Source organism: Nostoc sp. NMS9 (assembly GCF_017114995.1).
GTDB lineage: Bacteria > Cyanobacteriota > Cyanobacteriia > Cyanobacteriales > Nostocaceae > Nostoc.
The window spans coordinates 1-22,734 of the sequence record NZ_JABXKL010000064.1 but is presented as its reverse complement, the minus strand read 5'-3'; the positions used below and the strand labels follow the sequence as shown (position 1 = coordinate 22,734).

At 42.2% G+C, this 22,734-nt stretch carries 15 protein-coding genes and 2 pseudogenes; 4 read left to right on the top strand and 13 right to left on the bottom strand.

From position 1 onward, the window contains the following. Positions 1-263 precede the first annotated feature (263 nt). The 4 genes and pseudogenes from argJ to HWQ40_RS35680 form a co-directional block, all read right to left on the bottom strand. Positions 264-1,427: a bifunctional glutamate N-acetyltransferase/amino-acid acetyltransferase ArgJ gene (gene argJ / locus HWQ40_RS19140; protein ID WP_292780443.1), complete on the bottom strand. Its 1,164-nt coding sequence runs from the start codon at positions 1,425-1,427 to the stop codon at positions 264-266. A gap of 163 nt (positions 1,428-1,590) precedes the next feature. Then, complete coding sequence (locus HWQ40_RS19135; RefSeq protein WP_292780441.1) at positions 1,591-3,105, bottom strand: hybrid sensor histidine kinase/response regulator; 1,515 nt, start codon at positions 3,103-3,105, stop codon at positions 1,591-1,593. An 18-nt stretch (positions 3,106-3,123) separates the two neighbouring features. Next, positions 3,124-4,239, bottom strand: a complete 1,116-nt coding sequence (locus tag HWQ40_RS35685; RefSeq protein ID WP_334985144.1) for a PAS domain S-box protein — start codon at positions 4,237-4,239, stop codon at positions 3,124-3,126. Positions 4,240-4,263: 24 nt separating this feature from the next. After that, a pseudogene (locus HWQ40_RS35680) lies at positions 4,264-5,100 on the bottom strand (PAS domain-containing protein); the annotation flags it as partial. Positions 5,101-6,185: 1,085 nt separating this feature from the next. On the opposite strand from HWQ40_RS35680, the gene HWQ40_RS19125 reads away from it, so the two are divergent. Together HWQ40_RS19125 and HWQ40_RS19120 are read left to right on the top strand one after the other, a co-directional pair. Further along, the gene (locus HWQ40_RS19125; protein WP_292780497.1) at positions 6,186-6,368 is read left to right on the top strand and encodes a type I-MYXAN CRISPR-associated protein Cas6/Cmx6; all 183 of its coding nucleotides are present in this window, start codon (positions 6,186-6,188) and stop codon (positions 6,366-6,368) included. Positions 6,369-6,370: 2 nt separating this feature from the next. Continuing rightward, positions 6,371-6,628 carry a hypothetical protein gene (locus tag HWQ40_RS19120; protein ID WP_292780436.1) on the top strand — a complete coding sequence of 86 codons (258 nt, stop codon included), beginning with the start codon at positions 6,371-6,373 and terminating at the stop codon, positions 6,626-6,628. Between the two features lie 122 nt (positions 6,629-6,750). Here the strand turns inward: HWQ40_RS19120 and HWQ40_RS19115 are convergent, their stop codons facing one another. From HWQ40_RS19115 to HWQ40_RS19080, 8 genes are all read right to left on the bottom strand, one after another. Beyond that, positions 6,751-7,737: an IS630 family transposase gene (locus tag HWQ40_RS19115; RefSeq protein ID WP_292780495.1), complete on the bottom strand. Its 987-nt coding sequence runs from the start codon at positions 7,735-7,737 to the stop codon at positions 6,751-6,753. A 316-nt stretch (positions 7,738-8,053) separates the two neighbouring features. After that, on the bottom strand, positions 8,054-8,188 hold the full coding sequence (locus tag HWQ40_RS19110) for a hypothetical protein (protein ID WP_292780433.1): 135 nt from the start codon (positions 8,186-8,188) through the stop codon (positions 8,054-8,056). Positions 8,189-8,315: 127 nt separating this feature from the next. Then, positions 8,316-8,609 carry a helix-turn-helix transcriptional regulator gene (locus HWQ40_RS19105; RefSeq protein ID WP_292780430.1) on the bottom strand — a complete coding sequence of 98 codons (294 nt, stop codon included), beginning with the start codon at positions 8,607-8,609 and terminating at the stop codon, positions 8,316-8,318. A 108-nt stretch (positions 8,610-8,717) separates the two neighbouring features. Continuing rightward, complete coding sequence (locus tag HWQ40_RS19100) at positions 8,718-9,035, bottom strand: hypothetical protein (protein ID WP_292780428.1); 318 nt, start codon at positions 9,033-9,035, stop codon at positions 8,718-8,720. A 175-nt stretch (positions 9,036-9,210) separates the two neighbouring features. Next, positions 9,211-10,389, bottom strand: coding sequence for an ABC transporter permease DevC (devC, locus tag HWQ40_RS19095; RefSeq protein WP_292780427.1), 1,179 nt, complete (start codon positions 10,387-10,389; stop codon positions 9,211-9,213). A 42-nt stretch (positions 10,390-10,431) separates the two neighbouring features. After that, the gene (locus HWQ40_RS19090; protein WP_292780424.1) at positions 10,432-11,628 is read right to left on the bottom strand and encodes an ABC exporter membrane fusion protein; all 1,197 of its coding nucleotides are present in this window, start codon (positions 11,626-11,628) and stop codon (positions 10,432-10,434) included. A 260-nt stretch (positions 11,629-11,888) separates the two neighbouring features. Next, complete coding sequence (locus HWQ40_RS19085) at positions 11,889-12,953, bottom strand: TauD/TfdA family dioxygenase (RefSeq protein WP_292780421.1); 1,065 nt, start codon at positions 12,951-12,953, stop codon at positions 11,889-11,891. Between the two features lie 204 nt (positions 12,954-13,157). Next, on the bottom strand, positions 13,158-21,614 hold the full coding sequence (locus HWQ40_RS19080; protein ID WP_292780418.1) for a type I polyketide synthase: 8,457 nt from the start codon (positions 21,612-21,614) through the stop codon (positions 13,158-13,160). A 53-nt stretch (positions 21,615-21,667) separates the two neighbouring features. Here HWQ40_RS19080 and HWQ40_RS19075 point away from each other — a divergent pair. After that, a pseudogene (locus tag HWQ40_RS19075) lies at positions 21,668-21,827 on the top strand (IS1 family transposase); the annotation flags it as partial. 366 nt (positions 21,828-22,193) lie between these two features. Here the strand turns inward: HWQ40_RS19075 and HWQ40_RS19070 are convergent. Continuing rightward, on the bottom strand, positions 22,194-22,352 hold the full coding sequence (locus HWQ40_RS19070) for a hypothetical protein (protein WP_292780416.1): 159 nt from the start codon (positions 22,350-22,352) through the stop codon (positions 22,194-22,196). A 1-nt stretch (position 22,353) separates the two neighbouring features. Here HWQ40_RS19070 and HWQ40_RS19065 point away from each other — a divergent pair, with 1 nt between their 5' ends. After that, positions 22,354-22,698, top strand: coding sequence for a helix-turn-helix domain-containing protein (locus HWQ40_RS19065; protein ID WP_292780414.1), 345 nt, complete (start codon positions 22,354-22,356; stop codon positions 22,696-22,698). The last annotated feature ends 36 nt before the right edge of the window (positions 22,699-22,734 follow it).

The following is a 22,734-nucleotide window of genomic DNA, read 5'->3' as shown; positions in this document are numbered from 1 at the left end:
TCGGGGCCCCCTCTGGGGATTAGGGGCAGGGAGACAAAGCGTAGCTTTGGCGGGGTGGGGTGCAATGACTGTAGGAAGCATAAATAATTATCCAAACTTTTCTTCAAAGATTTCAACGCCGAGCGCAATGAATCAAAAGCCCTCACCCTAAATCCCTCTCCCAAGCTTGGGAGAGGGACTTTGAAATTAGCTCCCCTTCTCCCAATTTTGGGAGAAGGGGTTGGGGGATGAGGGCAAATTTTGCATTTGTGCAAGAGGTCTAATCAAGTTGAGTATTTACCATTAATTTCTATATAACCCTCTGAAAGATCGCAACCCCATACAGTTGCAGAGGATTCGCCAATATTAAGGCTAACATGAATATCTACTTTATCTTTAGACATAATTTGCCGTAACTGTTCTAGATTTTCCTCAGTTAAGCTACTAGGATAAACTTTCACATTATCAAAACTAATAACAACTTTTTCTGGATTGATCTGCTGTTCATTTTCACATTTGCCTATAGCCATAGCAACTCTTCCCCAATTCGGATCTGCTCCATAAACAGCAGTTTTTACTAATGGTGAATTTACAATTGCTTTAGCTACGGTTTTAGCTTGTGCATAGTTAATTGCTGAATCTACAGTTACCTCAATTATCTTAGTAGCACCTTCTGCATCTCGTGCGATTTTCAGCACTAATTCCTGTGCAACTTCTTGCAATGCACTAGCAAAATCTGGTTCTGAAACTTCACCGGCTATTCCATTAGCAAGAATCACAGCAGAGTCACTAGTAGAAGTGTCAGTGTCTACACTCAAGCAATTAAAAGTTTTATCTATAGTAGAGCGAAAAATAGAACGAAGGTTATTTGCAGAAATTGCAGCGTCAGTAAAAAAGAAAGTTAGGAGGGTAGCCATATTAGGCTCAATCATGCCAACACCTTTAGCAATTCCTACTAGCTTGGCATTTCCTATTTGCCGTGTAGCTAGTTTCGCTACTGTATCGGTGGTCATAATACCGCGAGCTGCGGCATGAAAATCAGCATCAGTTAATTTTTTGCCCAATCCTAATAAACCAGCCCGGATTTTTTCAATGGGGTAACGTCTGCCAATTACACCTGTAGAAGCTATCACAATATTATGTGCAGCAATTCCAGTTTCAGTTGCAACTAATTGCAGAACCTCTTGGGCGTCAGTGATGCCAACAGAACCATTAGCTACATTTGCATTTTTAGATATAACGACAATTCCTTGTGCTTGTGAATCTTTTAAGTTATCACGGCTAATAGTAACACTTGGCCCAGCAAAAAGACTTTGAGTGAAGACTCCATCTGCAACACAAGGAACTGATGATTTAATAAATACAAAATCATCAGTTGTATCTCGTATTCCCAAATTAGTGATGAATGCACTAAAACCTTGAGGTGTGGAAGATATAGTTAATGACATTTTTTGATATTTAATAATTTGCTTTAATTATCTCATATCAAGTTAAGGCTAAAACTCTTTGTCAAAGTCAACTTTTTTAACGTAGACGCAGAGCGGCTTGCCGCAGGCTACCGCAGAGGAAACAGAGAGAAGAGAAAAAAATGCTTAACCCAAGCGTATTGTACTATAAATCAGTTAATGTAAGAGTGAATGTAGTCCATCCATTGCTACTTTCTACTTGAATGCTTCCTTGCAATTGTTCGACTAATTTCTGTACTATAGATAAACCTAATCCCGAACCACCTTGATTCCAGATATCTGCATTGGGGAGACGATAAAATTTATCAAATATCCGTGGTAACTCTGTTACCGGAATTTCTGCTGAATTACTGACAGTAATAATTGTTTTTGCAGGTGCTTCCGAGGAATTGTGACTTACACTTAAGACAATTTCACCACCCGCAGGTGTGTATTTACAGGCATTATTGAGCAATTCTATTATGATGCGTTCCAAGCTAATACCATCTGAAACCAGCGGTGGAAGATTTGCAGGGAGATTCGGCTGTAGAGTTTGCTGATGTTCTTGAACACGGATTTGAAACGGCTCGATAACCCAAAGTAACCACTGTTGTAAGAGTAACGTATCAGGTGTAATAACTTGATAGGATGAGCTTTCTAGCCGTTGTAAGTCTAGTAGATCGTTGATTAATTCTAGTTCGCGATCGCACTCGCTTTCCATTACTTTTAGATAGCGTTGAGCATCCTCAGCATTATTAGATAGTTGTATCATTTGAATCATCATCTTGATACTACTCAGAGGCGATCGCAGTTCGTGAGAAACTAAATTCAAAAAGTCATTTTTGAGTTGATTTATCTCTTCCCATTGCACCACAAGTTTTTCTTGCTCAATTTGCTTTTGATGCGCCTCAATTGCTAGTTTGCGCTCAGTAATATCTCGAAACACTAAGACAGCACCTGTAATATTATTTTTGTCATCTTTAATCGGTGCAGCGCTATCATCAATTGGTATTTCTGCACCATCTTTAGTAATAAGAATTGTTTCTGCGGGGAGATTAACGATAATACCATCTTGAATAACTTTTATAATCGGACTTTCAATAGGGTTATGAGTTTCGCCATTAGCAATATTAAATACTTCTGATGAATTTCTACCACAGGCTTCTTCTTGTTTCCATCCAGTCAGATTTTCCGCGACCGGATTCATAAAAGTGATTACATCTTGTAAATCACTAGCAATCACACCATCGCTGATACTTTTTAAAAGTGCATCCAGCCATTTTTTATTAACTTTTAATTGCCTTTCTAAACCATGCTTAGTCAAAGTTATTTCAATATTTGTTTGTAGTTCTCTTTCTTTAAAAGGTTTCAGTAGGTACGCAAACGGCTCAGTTATCTTAGCTCTTTCCAATGTGTTCTCATCTGCATAAGCAGTCAAATAAATTACTGGAATATCCAAACGCTTATAGATTTCTTCAGCAGCTTGTATCCCGTCCATTGAGCCTTTAAGCTTGATATCCATCAGTACTAAATCTGGAGATATTTCTATTGCTATATTAATCGCTTCTTCTCCTGAAGAAGCAATAGCAGGCACTGTATAACCAAATTTCTTAAGCCGATATTGTAAGTCTTTAGCAACAATAGCTTCATCTTCCACAACTAAAATTTTTGCGTTTGTCATCTTTTATTAATTGTGTATTTATGGTAAAGGAAATGTCACCTGACACTCTACTCCACTAGAACCTGTAATATTGATATTTCCTGCTAGCTGATGGGTTAAAGCATCTACCAACTCCCATCCTAATGATGCGATTTTTTTAAAATCAAAGTTTGATGGTAAGCCAATCCCGTTATCACTAACTATCAGCATTAAATTCTTATTAATTATTTTCTTAATTTCAATATTGATTGCACCATTACTGCCTTTGGTAAATGCATATTTTAAAGAATTAGATACAAGTTCATGGATAATTAAGCTACAAGGAATTGCTGTATCTAAACCGAGAAAAATACAATCTTCGATATTGATTGTCAAAGCGATCGCATCTTCATTGACTTCATAAGCAGTAAATAAACTGGCTACCAAATCTCGAATATATTCACCAAAATTAATCCTTGCTAAGTCTTGAGACTGATACAATTTTTCGTGAACGAGAGCCATTGATGCAATCCGCTGCTGGCTTTGTTGAAATATTACCAAATCTTCTTTGTCTTTGATATAGGCAGATTGCAGGTTTAGCAGACTGGAAATAACTTGTAAATTATTTTTGACCCGATGGTAAATTTCTTTTAATAACACCTCTTTTTCTAATAGTGATGCTTTAATTTGCTCCTCCCACTGCTTGCGTTCGCGCTGTGCATCTTTCCGTTCGTTAATATCTTCGACCACAGAAATAAAATATTTTGGTTCCCCATTAGATTCGCGCATTAAAGACACAGTGAGATTAACCCAAACTATGGAATTATCTTTGCGGAAATAGCGCTTTTCCATCGAGTAAGTTTGAATATTATCTGCTAAAATCTGCTTAACATATTTCAGGTCAGTGTTGAGATCATCTGGGTGAGTAATATCTTGGAAAGTTAGCAACTGTAGTTCTTCGAGTGTATAACCGAGAATATCGCAAAGCTTCTGATTAACTAACAACCAGCTTCCATCGATTGCGATATGGGCAATACCAACAGCAGCTTGATGGAATGCGGCACGAAATCGCTGTTCGCTCTCTCGCAGTGCTTCTTCTATTCGCTGGCGTTCAGTAATCTCTGTGTGTAGTGATTCGTTGATTTTTGTTAACTCTGCTGTCCTTTCCTCAACCATGCTTTCTAGTTGGTTAAGTAGGCTATTTAGTGTCTCCTCTACTTGCTTGCGATCGGTAATGTCAGTATGCGATCCTGCCATTCGTACTACATTACCATCTTCATCCCACAGTGCTTGCCCTCGATCTAAAATCCATTTATAGGTGCCATCTTTACATAAAGCTCGATACTCGGTAATGTAAAACGGTGTTTTCTGAGCAAAGTGATCTTGAACCGCTTGTTTCACCCACTCAAGATCGTTCGGATGCACTCGTGTCAGGCATTCATCTAAATGGTTAGAAATTTCGTGGTCTTCGTAACCGAGCATTTCTTTCCAGCGAGCCGAGAAGAAAACTTCATTGGTTTTAACATTCCAGTCCCAAATTCCATCATTATTGCCTCGCAAAGCTAATTGCCAGCGTTGTTCGTTTTCCCTCAACACTTCCTCAGTCCGTATGCGTTCAGCAATTTCTTTTGCTAGTTGGTAGTTTGCAGCCTCTAGTTGGGCAGGACTCGGTAGAGCTAGCACCTGCGGCATTAATGGCACAAGCTCTATAGCCGTCAATACGGAGATAAAAGCAGTTATAGCTTTGAGCAACCCTGATAGCCAATAGGTAGGATACCAAAGCGTCCACACATCCATTAAATGAGTTGTGCCACAAGCAACGATGAATGTGCCAAACATTAGGAATATCCAACCGAAAGGCATATCTCGCCGTTTACGGACAAAATAAACCAACATCACTGGAATTGAATAATAAGCAAGTCCAGTTAACACATCTGAAATCAGATGCAACCACACCAATCCTGGTTTCCAGAGGTAGCAATGTCCGTGGGGAATAAACTGGCTAGTAGAGAAAAAATTATTTAAAAATTCCATCATAAAAACCTACACATTGCACAAGTCTTCACTAAAGCCTGAAGTGCGAAAGAAGAGGTTTTTAGCCTCAGACCTCTGTAGACGCGCATACGTCTAGAGAGTGGCTTTCATATTTTAAAGGAGAACTACGTTTGGCATTTGTCAGAGTTTTACCGTACTAGTTTTAGGCTAGAATCGAGTAGTAGCTTGAGCTTCTACATTCTGTGTTCGTCATCTTTTCTGAGTTTTTTAATCTGATAATATAAGATTTCTTAAAATTAAAGTACCGCGATCGCTTTGGTTATTGTTACCGTATATCCTCTGAAATCAACCATTTACATATATAAAAACTTTCAAAAATCACAGTAATATTTCGGTTATATAATTATCTAATTTTAATCTAGCTCCATAAGTGTATTTGCGGGCTAACTCAACTAGGTTTGGATAGATCAGCATCATTAATCTGCATATAGTGTCCGGTTAAAGATTTATCATTAACACCGCAGAGAGCAAGTGGAGAAGCTCACGCTCAAGGTTTGGAGACAGAGCAACTGGCATTAGATGAAGATGAGGCAGCAAATAGCAGACTCCGTACCGCAGGCAAAACTATCAGTAACCTTGGTTTGAATCATAAAGCCAAATTTTTCTAAAATCAGTTTTTTTCTAGCTGCAATAAACTGTTCATAGTTTTCTAGCTTCCATAACTCTCGGTCTTTAGGAATTAAATGTAAATTTAAATAATCGTAAAGCTACTCAGGCAAAGCCGAATCAAGGATGGCTGTGTAGGCGTAGCCCGTCGTAGACATCCCTTCTTGTGGAGGGCAAGTCGCAATAACCCTCCAGCTAGTGGGTGGGTTGAAAGAGTCCGGTTAGGGAGGATTGTTAGTCTGGTAACTGTCACAAAAACCCTCCAGCTACTGGGTGGGTTGAAAGGTGTCCTCCGCGATGCTGAAGTTTTCAATCCCCAGGTCGCAATAACCCTCCAGCTACTGGCTGGGTTATCATAATTTTTATTAGGGAGGGTTGAAACAGAGCGCTACGTTGATATTATCGCTATAGTCTCTGTAAATAAATGACATTAATTTGTCACTGGCAGTTAAACGACATCAATTTGTCCCGACGACAGAAAAGAAGGGAAACAGTTTAAAGTTAGAGGATTTGGCGTAAAAATTAGTGAACTCAATCCTGAAGATTCCTTAACCTTGCAAGAACAGGGAATTGGTGGGAAAGGAAAGATGATGTGTGGAATATTTGTCCCAGCGACTCGCAGCAAAGGAGAAGAGGAAACCTGATCATGGTTGCTACCCAACCCAAAATTTCCCTATCTCTCCATGCTGCGGATACGACAATAATGCACCGCGCCGGAATGACCGGACTTTACATGACGTTAAAGCGATTAGAAAAGCAGTATCCCTCATCTCGTCAACGGGGAGGACATATATCATGGGTTCTGACTGCTGATACTATTGAATTATTTTGGGAAGTAAGTGATTTCGTCGCCCTATCTTGGCTAATTAGGGATGAATATGGCTGTTTCGCTAACGCCTTATGATGGTGCAGTCATCAAGTTAGGGGCAAAAAGTGGCAGAGAAAAGGATAGTACATCGCTTCATTTTACAGAATAAGTAGTTAGACATGATTAAATATAAAACGCTCAACGGAGTAATTAAGTAGTTAGACATGATTAAATATAAAACGCTCAACGGAGTAATTACTTTTGTCAGCCCGATTTTGAATAGGATGAATCAGAGCGAGGGCAAGTTCATATTCATCTTCAAAAATTTGTGAACAAAGTTCGTCACGTTTGAGGTGCAGCCACTCATCTTCAATACGGTTCATTTGCGGCGAATAAGGTGGCAGGAAAAAAATGTACAAACCTTGTTGTTGCCAGCGTTGCCAGTATTGCTGAACTTTTTTGCTGCGATGAAACGATGCTCCGTCTTGAATAATGACAGTTATTTTACCGATTTGTTCAAGACGCTGTTGAGCCAAATTTGCTTGCGATTCGAGCAGTTGCAAATAACGTTCACTATTGAAACCACCGACTACAGCCCCATACTCAAAACTGTGCTGCGGTTCCCAAAAGCCGAGAACACTAATCCTTCTGCCTCTTCTACGAGCTTGATATATTGATTTTTGCTGCCCACGTTTGGAATAAGTATAATTGAGCGAACTTGTACGTTCAAACCCAGATTCATCAAGATACTTGAGGCAAATTAATCCATCGTTAGCTAACTGACATAACATTAACCAATCGGCACGTTTAGCATCTGTGAATGATCTTGATTTTGGAATAGGTGGCTTATGCCTTAAGCGTTTCCATGCATAGTCTTTTTTTTTAAGAATTCGGCTAACTTGTTTACTACTGAGCGAGATTCCACGCTCAACAGCCAAAGGTTCTTCTAGTTGACGGCTTGTATAGCTGCCCTCTTCACCTAACCATTGTTCAATCGCGTGAATATCCTCTAAACTCCATTTGCGTTTTCCTCCACGTCCAGGCGCTTCCCATAATCCACCTAATCCTATTTTTTCCCATCGACGTAATGTCGCTCGAACTGTATGCTCATAAATCTTGAGATGACAAGCAATCTCAGGAACTGTTAACCCATCTCCATTCAGCCCTAATCCGATCGCTCTCCTAAATGACTCTTCCAGGTACATTATCTGCAAGGCTTAACTCCTGCAACGTTTTGTCTTCTTCTGGAGTCAACCGAATTCTTAATGGCGAAGGCATTTTCTCGCATCTATTACTGTCCGCTCTGATCATATAATTTTTTATGTCTCACTACTTAGAGTCAGCTTGATTACCAAATATCAAAAATTTATGCGATCGCATAAATTTTTGCCGCAACAGAACTTTTCAACTTAATTTTAAGTATCTCAAACCTTTATAAGGAAAGGCACTTAAATTGTTCAACCGTTTTATTTTGTAAGCCACGAGAAATTAACTGTTTGAGTGGCAGAAATTGTTATCCCTCTACACACCCAAGTCATCTGCTACTGAGTCAATTTCAATTTCTGGTGCTACTGGGTCGGCCAAGTGGTCAATATATTCCTCAAACTCTGATTCAGCCGAGGCTGAGTTGCTAAAGTCATCTTGTACAATCATCATGAGTGACCTCATTAACGGGGTTGAACAAAAGGCGATCGCAATCTTTGGACGGAGGGCGATCGCCTTTTTGCTTTCATCAATATATTAGTTACTTTAGTAGCTAAAGAACAATAAAATATCTAAAACTTTAATTAGTCACTTCAAGAGTGCTAAGGAAGTCGCTTAGAGAAATATCCAATGCTGCACAAATAGCCTCTAACACTTTAATAGAAACACTTTCAGACTCACCGTACTCTAGTTTTTTGATGTTCTGATGAGAGCATTCCCCTCCTGTGGCGGCAATTTCATCAGCTAGTTTCTGCCGCGATTTTTTACCGCGCAATCGCTTTAGAAGTTGACCTCTCTCGTTATTCCAAGCAACGAATATAACATCTACAACATAAATATACATTTTCGTTTCTTTTTGAACCTTATCACTCATATAATAGCTACAGCAGTAAACAAACAGTAGAATTTTGGGCTACTACAGTTTACAAACTATGAGTAGATAAAACGAAAGTGAGCCTCCTTTGGAGAAGCTTCGCGAACGCTAACGCAGCAAAATTAGATAAATTATGCAGTTTGCTGCTTTGGCGAAGTCTGCGGCAGTAGGAAAGGACTTTTCTTGGGCTGCGATCGCAACAGCTTCATGTAACTTGTCGGGAGTTTTGACCAGCCGGAGTAAGGATCGTGTCTGGGATGGTTTAGTGATTTTCCCCCTTAGTTCCTCTGGCAGAGTATCAACTACTTTCTTCGCAGACAGCAAATCTCTGACCCTGCGATATCCTCCATGTTTGGTCAACTCGCTCTCGCAGTAATCCTCAAAGCCGAGGTGTCCACCATCTTGGTAATAGTGGTTGTCTCGCATCAGTCGTAATTCGGTAGAAGCTCAATTCTTTGCTAACCATACCTACACCACAAGCTGCTGCGATAACTGTTGCTTCCACTTCTGAACCCAACTGCGGAACTCAATATTTTTAGTTTCAAGACAAGAAGATAAGAACTTCTACATTGAGAAAGATAGAGAACTAAATTTTCCTTAACTAAAAAATATCTGCTGGATCTGCCGAGCGTAGTTTATTCATAGCTAACAGTCCGGAAACTGTAGACATTAAAATTGTTGAAATTAAAATAATTAATATATTATTTAAGTTCATTCTCATTGGTAAATTGGTAGTTTTTGCTGTGAAGCTGTAGATACATGAAGAAATAATAAAGCCTGGAATATAACCCAATACTGCTAATATTAAAGCCTGTTTAAATACTACATTTAGTAAATATTTATTAGTATATCCAATAGCTTTTAAAGTAGCATAGGCTGTTATTTGAGTTGAAATATTACTATAAAGAATTTGATAGACAATGACTATACCAATAATAAAACACATTACGAGCATAAGGTTAAATATAAAACCAATAGGTGTTCTTGTAGCCCAATACTTTTTCTCAAAGTCTTGAAACTCTTGTTTGGTAAATATTAAGACATCATTACTTAAATTGTTTTGTAGATTGGTCAAAACTTTTTGTGGCTCGACACCAGAATCAAGAATTATCACACCTACATCTATCATTTCTGAAGTTCGGTTATTTTGAAATATTCTCAGGAAAGTTGAGTCACTGACAATTAAATTACCATCTACTCCAAAAGAAGGCCCCAAGCTGAATAAACCACCGATTTTAACTTGATAACCTTTAACTGCGTTAAAAGCAAATATTTCGACTATTTGCTCAGTATTTTCTGATTTAAATTTTTCAGCAACTGGCCCGAACTCCGATCGAGATTTTTGGTCAAAAAGAACCATGTCAGGAATTTTAATTTTATCTAAATTACTCTCCATTTCTGGTAAATTAAGAGCTATTCTCCCTGGTTCAACACCAATCAGATATATGGAGTATTTTTCCCCGTTTACTGGATTCTTGAATTTAGCAAAGCCCAAATACATCGGACTGATTGACTTAACACCATTAAATCCTAAAGCTTGATATAAACGAGTACGAGAAAAGCTTTGATTGGAAGTTAAAGATTTATATTGAGAACTAACTAAAAATAAATCTCCTTGGAGACTATGATGTACCCTGATAGCACTTGAATAAAGAGCATCTTGGAAACCAAGTTGTGTAAACATCAAAATTACAATAAAAGTAATCCCAGCCACAGCTGCTAAAAAACGAACTTTGTTTTGGGCTAGTTGTAGCCAAGCTAAAGGAATTTTAAAATTCATAATTCCCGGTTGTAATTATTTTAACTAACCTGAAGATGGCAATTATATTTGAATGGCTACATCTACTTGTAAGTTGGTTAAACTTGCAACCTGTTGATTGTCCTCTGGATTATCTATGCGGATTTTCACCTCAATTACTCTCCGGTCTGTGTCTACCCCTGGATTAAGACTTAAAACACTCTGTTTGCTAACTTGTAAACCAATCTCGCTCACTACTCCCCGTAATTTTCCAGTAAATGTAGTACTGGTGATGCTGGCTTTTTGACCTACACGCACTTTTTTGATATCAGTTTGATAAACTTCCGCCACGACATACATGTGAGACGTTTCACCTATATCAACAATTCCTGAATTGCCAATCGTTTCTCCTGTTTTGGTATGAACTTTCAAAATTGTTCCATTTATAGGAGATTTAACATAAGATAAATCTCGTTCTACTTTTGCTTGTGTAATTGCAGTCATTGCACTTTCGAGTTCGGCTTGTGCCACCTGAACATCTACATCACGCACTTCGCTAAGACTTACCAACCTGGCTTTTGCCTCTTTTATCTGGTTGTTAAGAGTATTCATACTCTTGTTTAGGTTTTCTTTAGCTTCTGTGAATTGTTGTTGCACTGTCTGAAGTTCTAAATGCTTGCTATCTGCAATAGAAGCTGAAATAGCACCTTCTGTATATAACTGCTGATAACGATTATTCTCGGTTTGAGCGTTGTTGAATTGAGCTTGTAAGCGGGCAATTGTTGCTTGTTGAGTGGTAACTTCTCCTTTTAATTGAGTTTCTAAACGGGTCACTACTGCTTTTTGAGCCTCAATGTCTGCCGATTTTGCTCCGGCTTTAACCTGCGCTAATTTAGCTCTAGCAACTTTAACTTTGTCTTGTGCCTGTTGCAGTGCCGCTGTCGCTTTAGCATAATCTTGGAGGAATGCCACTATTTGCCCTGCCCGAACTCTGCTTCCTTCTTTGACCAGCAGTTTTTCTACTCGGTTACCTGAGAGTGAACTGGGGGCAGATAATTGAGTCACCTCGCCTTGAGGCTCTAGATGTCCCAGGGCAGTAATCGCAACTATGACAGGAGCTGCCTTATGGGATTTTAATGGGTGAGTCTGAATATTAGACCGATATTGTGAAAGAACGTAGACAGATGAGAGTCCTATGGCTAATGCGATGAAAGCTGCCGAAATTATTCGCCATCGACCTGAAGATTTTTCAAGTAATCGGCTTTCTGTGTCTGCTGCCATATTTTTGTCCCAATCTTACTACGCTAATGCGGGTGCAACCGGGCTTATAAATGTCTCTATAAGCATTAATCCTCAAAATACCACCAACTAGTCCTAGTTTTTTTCAACACAACCCATTACTCTGAACATTACCCATTACCCCATGACTTAAGAACCTAAACTTACAAGAAGTTGCCGCTTACCTCGAAACGGCCTGCGTCCATGTCCAAATCGTAAGTTATCAAGAAACTTACTGCTAATACTAACTATTACCCCATGACTTAAGAACCTAAACTTACAAGAATTCGCCGCTTACCTCGAAACGGCTTGCGTCCATGTCCGAATCGGAAGTTATCAAGAAGCAAAACATCTCCTTGCTGCCAGTTGAAGACAATAGTTTCAGCGATGACAGCATCCCATATTGCTTCAATATCCTTGCGTGTAAAAGGAGTACCATTGCCAAGGGTACACTTCCAATTAATATTATTGGGAGCATACCACTTTTGGAAAAATAAAAGTACTGGAAGCATCTTGCTCCCTAATTTTAGTAGTAATGGGCTAGAAGCTCTCGCTATAAACCTAAGGATTGGAGATGCGTCCATTTTATCTGAATTGACAGATGCTACTAAATCACCAAGATATTCCTGGGGTGTAATCCGCAGTGAGTGTTCATTTCTTGAGGAGTGATAGCTAGTAATTTGATTAACCCAAAGTTCTTCCCCTGTGTATGGATGGCGACGAATACCTTCTACAGTGTTAGTAATCACCATCATATCGCCTTCCCAAGTACAGTTAAAACCCATTGCCTTGCACCTTTCTTCGGCAATACAGGTATTTTCAGTTTTAAAAGCTTGACTCCAACCTTTTAAGTAACTTGCACTTTCTTTCGGTAAGTTTCGGATATAGCGAACGCCGTGAGTACGTATGGCATCCACAAGTTGATTTGGTAGTCGTTGCAAAACACGCCGACAGTCGCAGATTGGTGTCTGTCCCCCTACCTCTGCTTTTTCTAAACAGAAAAAAAGTATTCGTTCGGGAGGATTATCAGTATATCCCATTTCATTGTGAATAGGAAAGGTGATTGCTGGAGGGAATTCACTTGAATTGTATACTAAGCCTTTCACTGGCTGGCGAGCTATAGTGCCACCCATGTAATCTATTGGGGTAGTGATAAACTGTGCTGCGACATCTGCACAATCTTCAGCAGTTTTCAACGGAAAACCCCGCAGTAAAACAGCTCCATACTCTGCAAATATTGAGTTGATTTGACTGACAACATCTTTGTTTAACAAATGCTCGCCAATCTCTTCAAAATTTAGTTGGAATGGAATAGTAATGGTTGTCATGTGTATATTTGTGGTTTTTACAAGGTAATCTTTTATTCCAAAGATGTAAGGGAAAAAACTAGTGCAGTTGGGCAGAAATTTTCCATTAGTTGGAAAGTTTAAAAAAGGTAAAAAGCTGATTTTAAAACCAATATTTCTTTTGCTGTCTGCCTTTTTGTACTAGTGTACTGTTCTCCTATAACTCTTTTTAGAAAGAGTCTTGTGTCAACTAATTGACAAACAAAGAAGCGATGATAGCTCCTCAGATATTGCTTGCAAAAGCAGCTGTTGATCGCTGTGCAAGAATAAATGATTGCCGCTTAACATTTGCAGCTTAAAGTTGCTGCGAGTTTGTTCACGCCAAGCCGAAAGTAAATCTTCAGTTATCACCTTGTCTTGAATCCCTCCAAAGACAGAAATAGAACAATTTAGTGGCTCTTCCTCTGTGTAGCTGTATCTTTCAGCCAACAAAGTTACTTCCTTTAAAATCAGTGGTAACAATCCCACCAGTTCTGTATTGTCTCGATACAATTGGGGTAAATCGTTGATAGATACTCCTTTGACTGACTCAAATTCAGGGAGCTTCTCAACAGAAGGATGTAAATAGGGTATCTGAGGAGCTTGTGAAGCACCAACGAACAAGTGAGCAGGAGTTTTACTATTTTCGCGGCGCAACTGACGGGCGAGTTCAAAGCTTACCAATGCCCCTAGACTGTGACCATAGAAAGCGAATGGTTTGTCTAGATAAGGAACCAGAACTTGTGCCAAGATTTTTACAATAGAGGTTAGCTCGTCGAATGACTGTTCGCCCAAAAAGTCTTTACCTCCGGGAAGCTTAACGGCACAAACTTCTACACTTGACGGTAAGCCATATGACCAAGGAAGAAATTCTGAGGAACTGCCTCCAAGATATGGGAAGCAGAACAGACGTAAGCAGGCATCCGGATTTGGTTTGGGGAAAACAAGCCAATCGCTTGGATCTGCCGTCACTGAAGAAGGTAATTGTGTCTGGGAAGTTCCCATTAGTTGCTCAACTAGCTCTACTGCTAGTTGCGAAATACTTGGGCCCTGCATGAGTTTCATTGTGGGTACACTCACACCCAAAACGCTCTCTATTCGGTTACTCAGTTCTACTCCCATTAAGGAGTCAAGTCCCAGATTGGTCAGCGATTTTTGACTATCCAATTTGGCAGGAGAAGTTCCCAATACCCGAGCTACGAGTTCTCGCAGATGAGATTCCAAAATTTGCAAGCGCTCTGTTGGTTGGGCTGTCATCAGGTCGCCTAGTAGCAAATCTCCTTTGCTATTGCGCCCGTCCGCCTTTGCTAGAACAGCTGCTTCGTTGACTAGCTGAGAAAATCGCGATGATGCGCCAGCTGGGTAAATCTCGCTCAACCGCTGCCAGTTAAAAGGTGCTACCCCTGTCTGCACTGCCTCAACACGGAGTAATTGTCCTAATATCTGTAGTGCTTCGTGCGATCGCAAACCTTTCATGCCAATCTGGTCTAAATACTGACCTATTACAGTGTTATCAGCGACATAACCAACATCAGCAATCGCACCCCAGTTGACAGTTAAAGCTGGCAGTCCTAGAGCGCGGCGGTGATGTGCCAGCGTATCAAGAAAAGTATTAGCGGCTACATAATTCCCCTGTCCTGCATTTCCAATAATGGAACTAAAGGAGGAAAATGACACGAAGAAATCTAACGGTGCGTTCAAGGTGTGGGTGTGTAAGTTCCAAGCTCCAATGACCTTGGGTGCGATCGCTTTTGCTAAGCGTTCCTGGTTGAGGTCGAGCAGGAGAGCATCGTCCAGAACCATTGCTGCATGAATAATGCCTCGCAACGGCGGCATAGACTGGCTAATGTCAGCCAGAACACTCTTCACTTCTTCCTCGTGTGACACGTCTGCTTTAGCGACTACCACACGAACATCTGCTGACTCCAATGTTTTTACCGCTTCCTTTGCTGCTAACGAGTCAGCACCACTACGACCCATCAGTACTAAGTGCCGCGCCCCCCCTTTCACCAACCACTGAGCCACTGCTAAACCAAACCCACCTAGTCCACCAGTAATTAAGTAAGTTGCGTCAGGGTGAAAAGTGACTGTTTCTTGAGATGAGGGAACTACCTTTACATCTGGCTCTTGCAACGATATGACAATCTTGCCGATGTGCTTGGCTTGCGCCATGTAGCGGAAGGCGCTTACTACCCTCGATATTGGGAAGACTCTGTGGGGAAGCGGGTGAAAGGTTTTTGCCTCAAAATATTCCATGACTTCACGGAATAAGGAGCCAGCAAAATCAGGGCGATCGCTTAACAGCTTGTCCAAATCTACCGCAAAGAAGGACAAATTATTTTGAAAAGGTCGCAGACCCAGCTTATTGTTCTGCTCGATATCGCGCTTCCCGATTTCTATAAAACGTCCATAAGCTCCCAGCACAGAGAGGCTCTTAGGGATAGCCTCTCCTGCCAAAGAGTTGAGGACAATATCTACACCTTTACCGCCAGTGATTTCCATCACCTCCGAGGCAAATGCGGTGGAGCGAGAATCCATTACATGTTCTACGCCAAGCGATCGCAAAAATTCCCGTTTTTCTGGACTACCTGCCGTCGCGAAAATCTCTGCACCCACTGTCTGAGCAATTTGGATGGCAGCAAGACCCACACCACCTGCTGCTGCATGGATGAGAACCCGCTCACCCTGACGCAGCCGCCCCAAGTAATGCAAGGCGTAGTAAGCAGTCAGAAAAGTCACAGGGATTGTGGCGGCTTCTTCAAAACTAAGATGCGCCGGCTTATGCACTACAGCGCGGGCATCTGTCGTTGTATGCGTACTAAAACTGTGAGACGCACAAGCAATAACTTCATCACCGATCTTAAACCCTTCAACGCCAGAGCCAATGGCGGTAATTATTCCGGCACATTCTATACCAAGCGATCGCCCGGAGAAAGTCCCTTCCAAACTGGCATCATTTAACAAATTTATTGTCTTGGCAACATCCTTGAAGTTCAAACCTGTGGCGCAAACCTGAATTTCCACCTCTCCCAGCCCCGGTTTTGAGAGCGCCATCGCCCGCAGTTGCAAGTTATCCAACACTCCTGGTGCAGAGATTTCTAAACGGAAGGGTTCTCGATTTTGTGCCAGAGATTTTGATTTTTGAATCAAATCTGCTGGTGATAACTGTATTAACCGATTTACATAGCGCTGCTTACCCCGCAAGGCGATTTCATCTTCTTTATCGTCTGCCAGCAACTCTTCTATGAGAGACTGAATCTCCTCTGGGGCAATGGCAGGACTCAAATCCACGCGAGTGCAGCGAAGATTGGGATGTTCATTGTTAATGACTCGGCCCAAACCCCACAAAGGAGATTGGGCAACCGAGAGGGATTTTAAACCTCCTACTGTCTGGGTAGAGTTCGTCACCAAAAATAGACGGGGAGAGTGCTGCCAATTGACTTTAGCCAACGCCCCAAGCAAATGCAGTCCGCCCAAACAGCTGTTTGTTAAAGTTGATTCTAGGGTAGCTGCTGTCATTTTCTCACTTGGAGGTGTGTCTAGACTCCACAGATAAACTACGCCACGACAGGCAGGCTGATTTGCATCAACAGCTTCTAGGAGTTGCTGCATATCTTCTGCGTATTCCGGGCGAATTTGGAAGCTATCTGCATCAAGGTGGCAGAAAACAGTTCCAGGTTCTATCAGAATTGGGATTTGTTGGTGTTGTTTGAGTTGTTCTGCTAGCTGTTGCCCGACTCCAGAATTGTCAGCAAAAATTAACCAAGTTCCTGAATTTTCAGGCTTTAGAGGAATCACTGATGAGGGCTGAACTTCTGGCTCAAGCAAAGGACTAGTAGCCAGAATAACCGTTTGGAGAGACTTATCTGTTTCTGGTGGTGTATCTGCAATGCTAGCAACTTCCGCAAACCCGACATCTTTTAGCAAAGAACGCCACTGAGTCTCACAAAGCCAAGGGTGCGATCGCCGTAGTTGGACATCAGTAAATGACCAGCCCTTGAGCAATCCAAATACTAAATCCTGCCAATAGTCACCGGCTGTTAGTTCGAGCAAAACCAGCAAACCCCCAGATGCAAGAAGCTGTTTAACATTTTCCAAGGTCTGACGAAGGTCACTGGTGGCGTGCAGTGCGTCCGATGCTAAAATCAGGTCAAAAAAATGGGGCTGGAAGCCTTGCGCTATGACATCGGCCTCAATATCTAAAATTTGGTACTCAACGAAGGGATAATCGCGAAACTTTTGTTCGGCAGAGATTGTAAATTGTCGAGAAATGTCAGTAAATACATATTCCGTACGATGTGGCATCAGCTTTGGCAGCACGTAGGATGTCATTGAGCCTGTACCTGCACCAATTTCTAAAATCCGCACTGTTCGTCCTTCTGGTAAACGCAACAGCGCCATAGCGATCGCTTTCTCAACCAGCAGGTTATAGATTCGATAAGTAGGTGAATCTTGGTACAGATGCTCAGATGTTGTCACAGAACCTTTAGGGAAAATCAATTGCAGCGGATCGACCTCCCCAATCATTACTGAAGCCAGCTTCTGACCGCACCGCCCTAACAACGTCAGTTCCGCTTGGTAAGCAGGAAATTCTGCTAAAAGTGCTTTCCAAACCTCAATAGGTTGCTTCATTTCTGGTATGCGGCAGACTTCCCACTGGTCATCTACTTGGTGCAGCACGCCATCTTCAGCTAGGATTTCTAACAACCGCCTTAAAAGACGTAGATGCACAGACAGTACGCCTAATTGCTCGGCAAGAGTTTCCGCGCTTATACGAGTATGCAATTTCGGCTTCCACCCAAGTTGCTCGAAAGCTTTGAGAATGTAAACAGCACATAAAGCATCCATTTGTGGCTTTACCTGCGAGTAGTACTGCTTCCTTCCTAATTGCACGCTCAATTGAGCTGCTTCAGATTGGAGATTCTGAGCGATTTGCATTGGGAAGGGCAGATAATCAGGGGTGAGGCGAACTAACTCTTGAGTAGGACGTGCCTTCATCTCCCATTGGTATTCGTAGAGGTAATCTGCTTTCTCTAAACTTTCCTGCTTGCTCTCCAGGGACTGGCAGACAAATCCGAGAATTTCTACCAGTACGTTTCCCGCATCATCGATTAGTTGCATATCACCTTTGAGACGGGTAGCGCTTTGCTCGCTCAGACGGGCATAGCTCCACATTTGCAGCCCCGGACGACCGTAAACTCTTACTTGGTCTATCTGTACTGGTAAGTAAGTTACTTGAATACAGACAGTGGCGAGGGACACCTGAAAACAAGCATCAAGGATAGCCGGGTGTAACTGGTATTCCTCGACTTCTGTCTGTAAAGCATTACTGACCTGAATTTTAGCCAGCGCTTCGCCTTCACCGCTCCAAAGCTGCTCTATTCCTTGAAAACAAGCACCATATTCGAGTCCTATTTCCTGGAATTGCCGATATAAATCGCTCTTAAAAATTTCGTTGGGACAACGGCTCTTAATTTCATCTAGTACAACCTGCTTAGATACAAAGTGATTTTGAACGCGAGTTAGCTTACCTGTTGCGTGTCGAACCCACTCTGATTGGCTACCTTTGACATTGCTGTTAATCTCGAAGGATGTTTGGCTTGGCTCCAGACTTAACTGAAGTATTGACGCACTACTTTCTGGTAAGAAGAGAGCTTTTTGAAATTCAATTTCCTCTATAATATAAGCGCCATCTTTGAAAATTTCCGATCCTGCTGCCAAAGCCATTTCCACATAAGCTGCTCCCGGATAAACCACGGCTCCTTGGACGCGATGGTCATCAAGATAACTGAGGCGATGCTTGTCAATCTCTGCATCCCACATTGGTTGACTTGATTTCAGACGGCTTCCTAAAAGGGGGTGGACTTGTTGCCCCAACATTGAGCGCTGGGGGATTGTTCCAATTCGCACTCCCATAGATTCTTCAGACTCGTGCCAACAACGCTCTCGCTGCCAGGGATAAGAAGGCAAACGCACGAAACGCCCTTGCTGTGGATAGAGATGATGCCAATCAATTGGGTATCCTACCGTGTAGAGCTTGCCAAATGACGAGAGCATCGTAGCGCGTTCCGGTTCAAAGCGCCGTAGGGTTTGAAGCACTGTTCCAGATATCTGAGCTAAAGCGAGACATTCGGAGATTGAATTAGCGAGAACTGGATGAGCGCTGATTTCGAGGAAGGTGTTATAACCAGCTTGAATCAGGGAAGAGATCGCCGCTGCAAAAAGAACTGGCTCCCTCATGTTTAGCCCCCAGTAGGTGCCATCCAACTCTGAACCTTCTACTTGCTTGCTCGTAACGGTAGAGAACAAGGGAATTGTGGCTGTTTGAGGCTTGATTTCTTGCAATGATTGTGCCAGTTCTGCCTTTAATGGCTCCATAAAGGGGCTGTGATAAGGCACCTCAACTTGCAGGAAGCGACAGAAAATTTGTTTTTGTTCCAAAGATTTGGCAATTTCTGACAAGGCGGCGCTATCCCCAGCCAGGGTGACGGCACTGGGACTGTTAACGGCGGCAATAGAAACGCAACTTTCGTATTTTAATCCTGCTAATACGCGCTCGGCTTCCTCTTGAGACAGCCCGACGGCTAGCATTTTCCCAAAGCCCGCTGCCGAGGCTTGAACGCGGCTGCGATGGAAGATGACCTGTAGAGCATCTGACAAGCTCAAAGCTCCAGCAACGTGGGCGGCTGCAACTTCGCCGACACTGTGACCTACGATTGCTTGGGGTGTGATGCCCCAGGAACGCCACAAGGCGGCTAGAGCTATTTGCACGGCAAAGATGGAACACTGAGCGATTTGGGTAGAGTTGATGCGGCTCGTCTCTTCTGATGCTAAGAGTTCTGACAACAATGACCAATCAGCATATTGCCGCAGCAACTCGTCACACTGTTCGATGACTTCTCGGAATATGGGTTCTGACTCCAACACCTGACGCCCCATCGCCCACCATTGCGGTCCCATGCCAGAAAAAACGAAAGCCAGCTTGGGTTGAAAGTCTGGAACTAGGTGACCAGAAGACAGACCTGGACGGTTTTCTCCCGCCAAAAATGCTTCCAGATTTTCTACCAGATTTTCTTTAGTATGAGCCACCAGCGCCAACCTATGGTCGTGATGACCTCGGCGATTGCTGGCAGTGTGACAGATGTCTGTCAATGAAACATCAGCGCCCTCAGAAAGAGCGGTAAAAAATTCATGGGTTGCTCGCGCAACAGCCACAAGTGCCTCCGGACTCTTTGCCGATAGGGGCAATAGCACGGGAAGAGAACCGCGCTCTGAATCGCCTATATCCGTTACATCTGTTGCTAATCCTGACAAAAGCACATGGGCATTCGTTCCCCCAAATCCGAAGGAATTTACACCAGCTAGTCGCGCTTCTTTTGAGTTTGGCCAAGGCTCAAAAGTAGTAGGCACCCGCAACCCCAATTCCTCAAAAGGAATTTTGGGATTCGGTGTCTGAAAATGGAGATTTGGCGGAATCTGGCGGTGCTTGAGAGCCAGTGCGACTTTGATGAGTCCAGCAATTCCTGATGCTGTTTCCAAATGTCCAATGTTGGTTTTAACTGAACCAACTGTGCAGTACTCTCCCAGAGTCCGATTTTTACCTAGTACGTTTCCCAGAGCGATCGCTTCTATCGGATCGCCTACAGGTGTACCAGTGCCATGAGCCTCAATATACTGTATCTGCTGTGGCGATATCCCTGCCTTCTGGCAGGCTTCCTGGAGTGCTGCTTCTTGAGACTGTCCGTTAGGAACCGTGATGCCATTGGTTTGACCATCCTGGTTGACTGCGCTGCTGAGAATGACAGCATAAATCGGGTCTCTATCTGCTTGCGCTTGAGATAAAGGCTTCAAGACAACAATACCGGCTCCTTCAGCGCGGACATAACCATTGGCTCGTGCATCAAAGGTAAAGCAACGCCCATCGGGAGAGAGCATTGATGCCTTAGAAAATCCTATGGTTGCTTCTGGTCTGAGTATCGCATTCACGCCTCCTGCTATTGCCAGCACAGACTCTCCATTCCAGATACTTTGACACGCAAGATGAACTGCAACCAGCGATGAAGAGCAGGCTGTGTCAACAGTCATACTTGGCCCTTTGAGGTCAAATACGTAGGAAATGCGGTTAGCTGTGATACAGTTAACACCGCCCAAATTTGTGTAAGCGTTAATGGAGTCGCGATCGCTCCCTTGGATGTTTTGGTAATCGCTACCTGATATTCCAATAAACACCCCTGTCTTCGAGTCAGCAAGGCGTTCGCTCATCTGCCCCCCATCTTCCAGCGCTTCCCAGGCTACCTCTAGCATCACTCGTTGCTGTGGGTCTATGCGTGAGGCTTCGCGGGGAGAAATCCCGAAAAATTGAGCATCAAAAAAGTCTATTTTATCTACAAAGCCGCCCCAGCGGGTTCGTATTTTGCCTGGTTTTGTTATATCTGGGTCGTAAAATTTATTTACATTCCAGCGTGACTCTGGCACTTCGGTAATAGCATCTACGCCCGAAACCAGCAGTTTCCAGAAAGCTTCTGGGCTATTAGCACTGCCTGGAAAACGGCAGCCTATACCGATAATGGCGATGGATTCTGCTATCTTACCACTGTCTGCACTTTCAAAGTCGGTAGTTTCTTTTGAAGTTTGCGGCTTAAGATATGGCACATTCTGAGTCATAATGGATTTCTTCTTAAAAGAATAATTTCATTCTGGCGTTGCATAATTAAGTGATGAACTGTCCTCATTGTGCATCTCACCCATATTCATAAGAACGGGCATCGACGTGATAAACAAATTTATATTTGCGTGTTATGCGAACGCCAATTTACAAAATCACATTCAAAACGAAGTTATTCAGATAAAATTAAGAAACAATGTTTGACAATGTACTTTATTAATAGATATCATCGTTGCTGTTTCCACGAAATTAATGCTGTGATTTGTTTTAAAAATATGCAATGACAGTTAAGAAAATAAATTGAGACAGTTAAGAAAACTACTTAATTATTTTGTTGAGCAGCCCACAATATATTTTCTAAATTAAGTTGCTTCATAGTTTACATCTGCAATTGCGAATTAGGAAAAAGCAAATTGGAGATGACTTGTAGAATTTGATATTTATTATCTAATAAGCACCAATTTACAGCTTATCAACAGGATAATCAAGGGTTAGTACAAAAGATCCTACTAAACCCACTTTTCCTACTTTAGCGAATAAGCAATACTGTAGCTAAATATACAATTATTCACTTGTTGCTACTCCTCCCAATCAACTAACACCCCATCCACAATCGCAATCCCCCACTGCGGAAACTTCGCCAATAGTTTTTTAATCACAATTTGCAAAGCCGGATCATCATTCCAAGACGAGAACAAGTACTCGAATCCTGGGTTTTCTCTTAAAATACCTGCCATTTTGAGCCTTTCGAGTCTTCCAGTACGTACTTTTGACCGAGCAGCAATTACTTCACTTGACCATTTTTCCGAATTCGGGGCGAGAGCGGCAGAAAAGCTTGGTAAGTCAGTGCGTACAGTGCGACGGCTAGTAGAGAAATGGGAACAGGAGGGTTTAGCTGGGCTAGTACAAAATCAACGGGTGGATAAAGGGAAGCATCGAGTTGATGAAGACTGGCAAGAGTTTGTATTGAAAACTTATAAGGATGGTAATAAGGGAAGTAAAAGGATGACTCGCCAGCAGGTATTTATTAGAGTGAAGGCGAGAGCAGACGAACTGGGAGTTAAGGGACTTGCGAAAAAATAAAGTACCAGCCATTCGAGAATATTTAGGAAGCGCGGA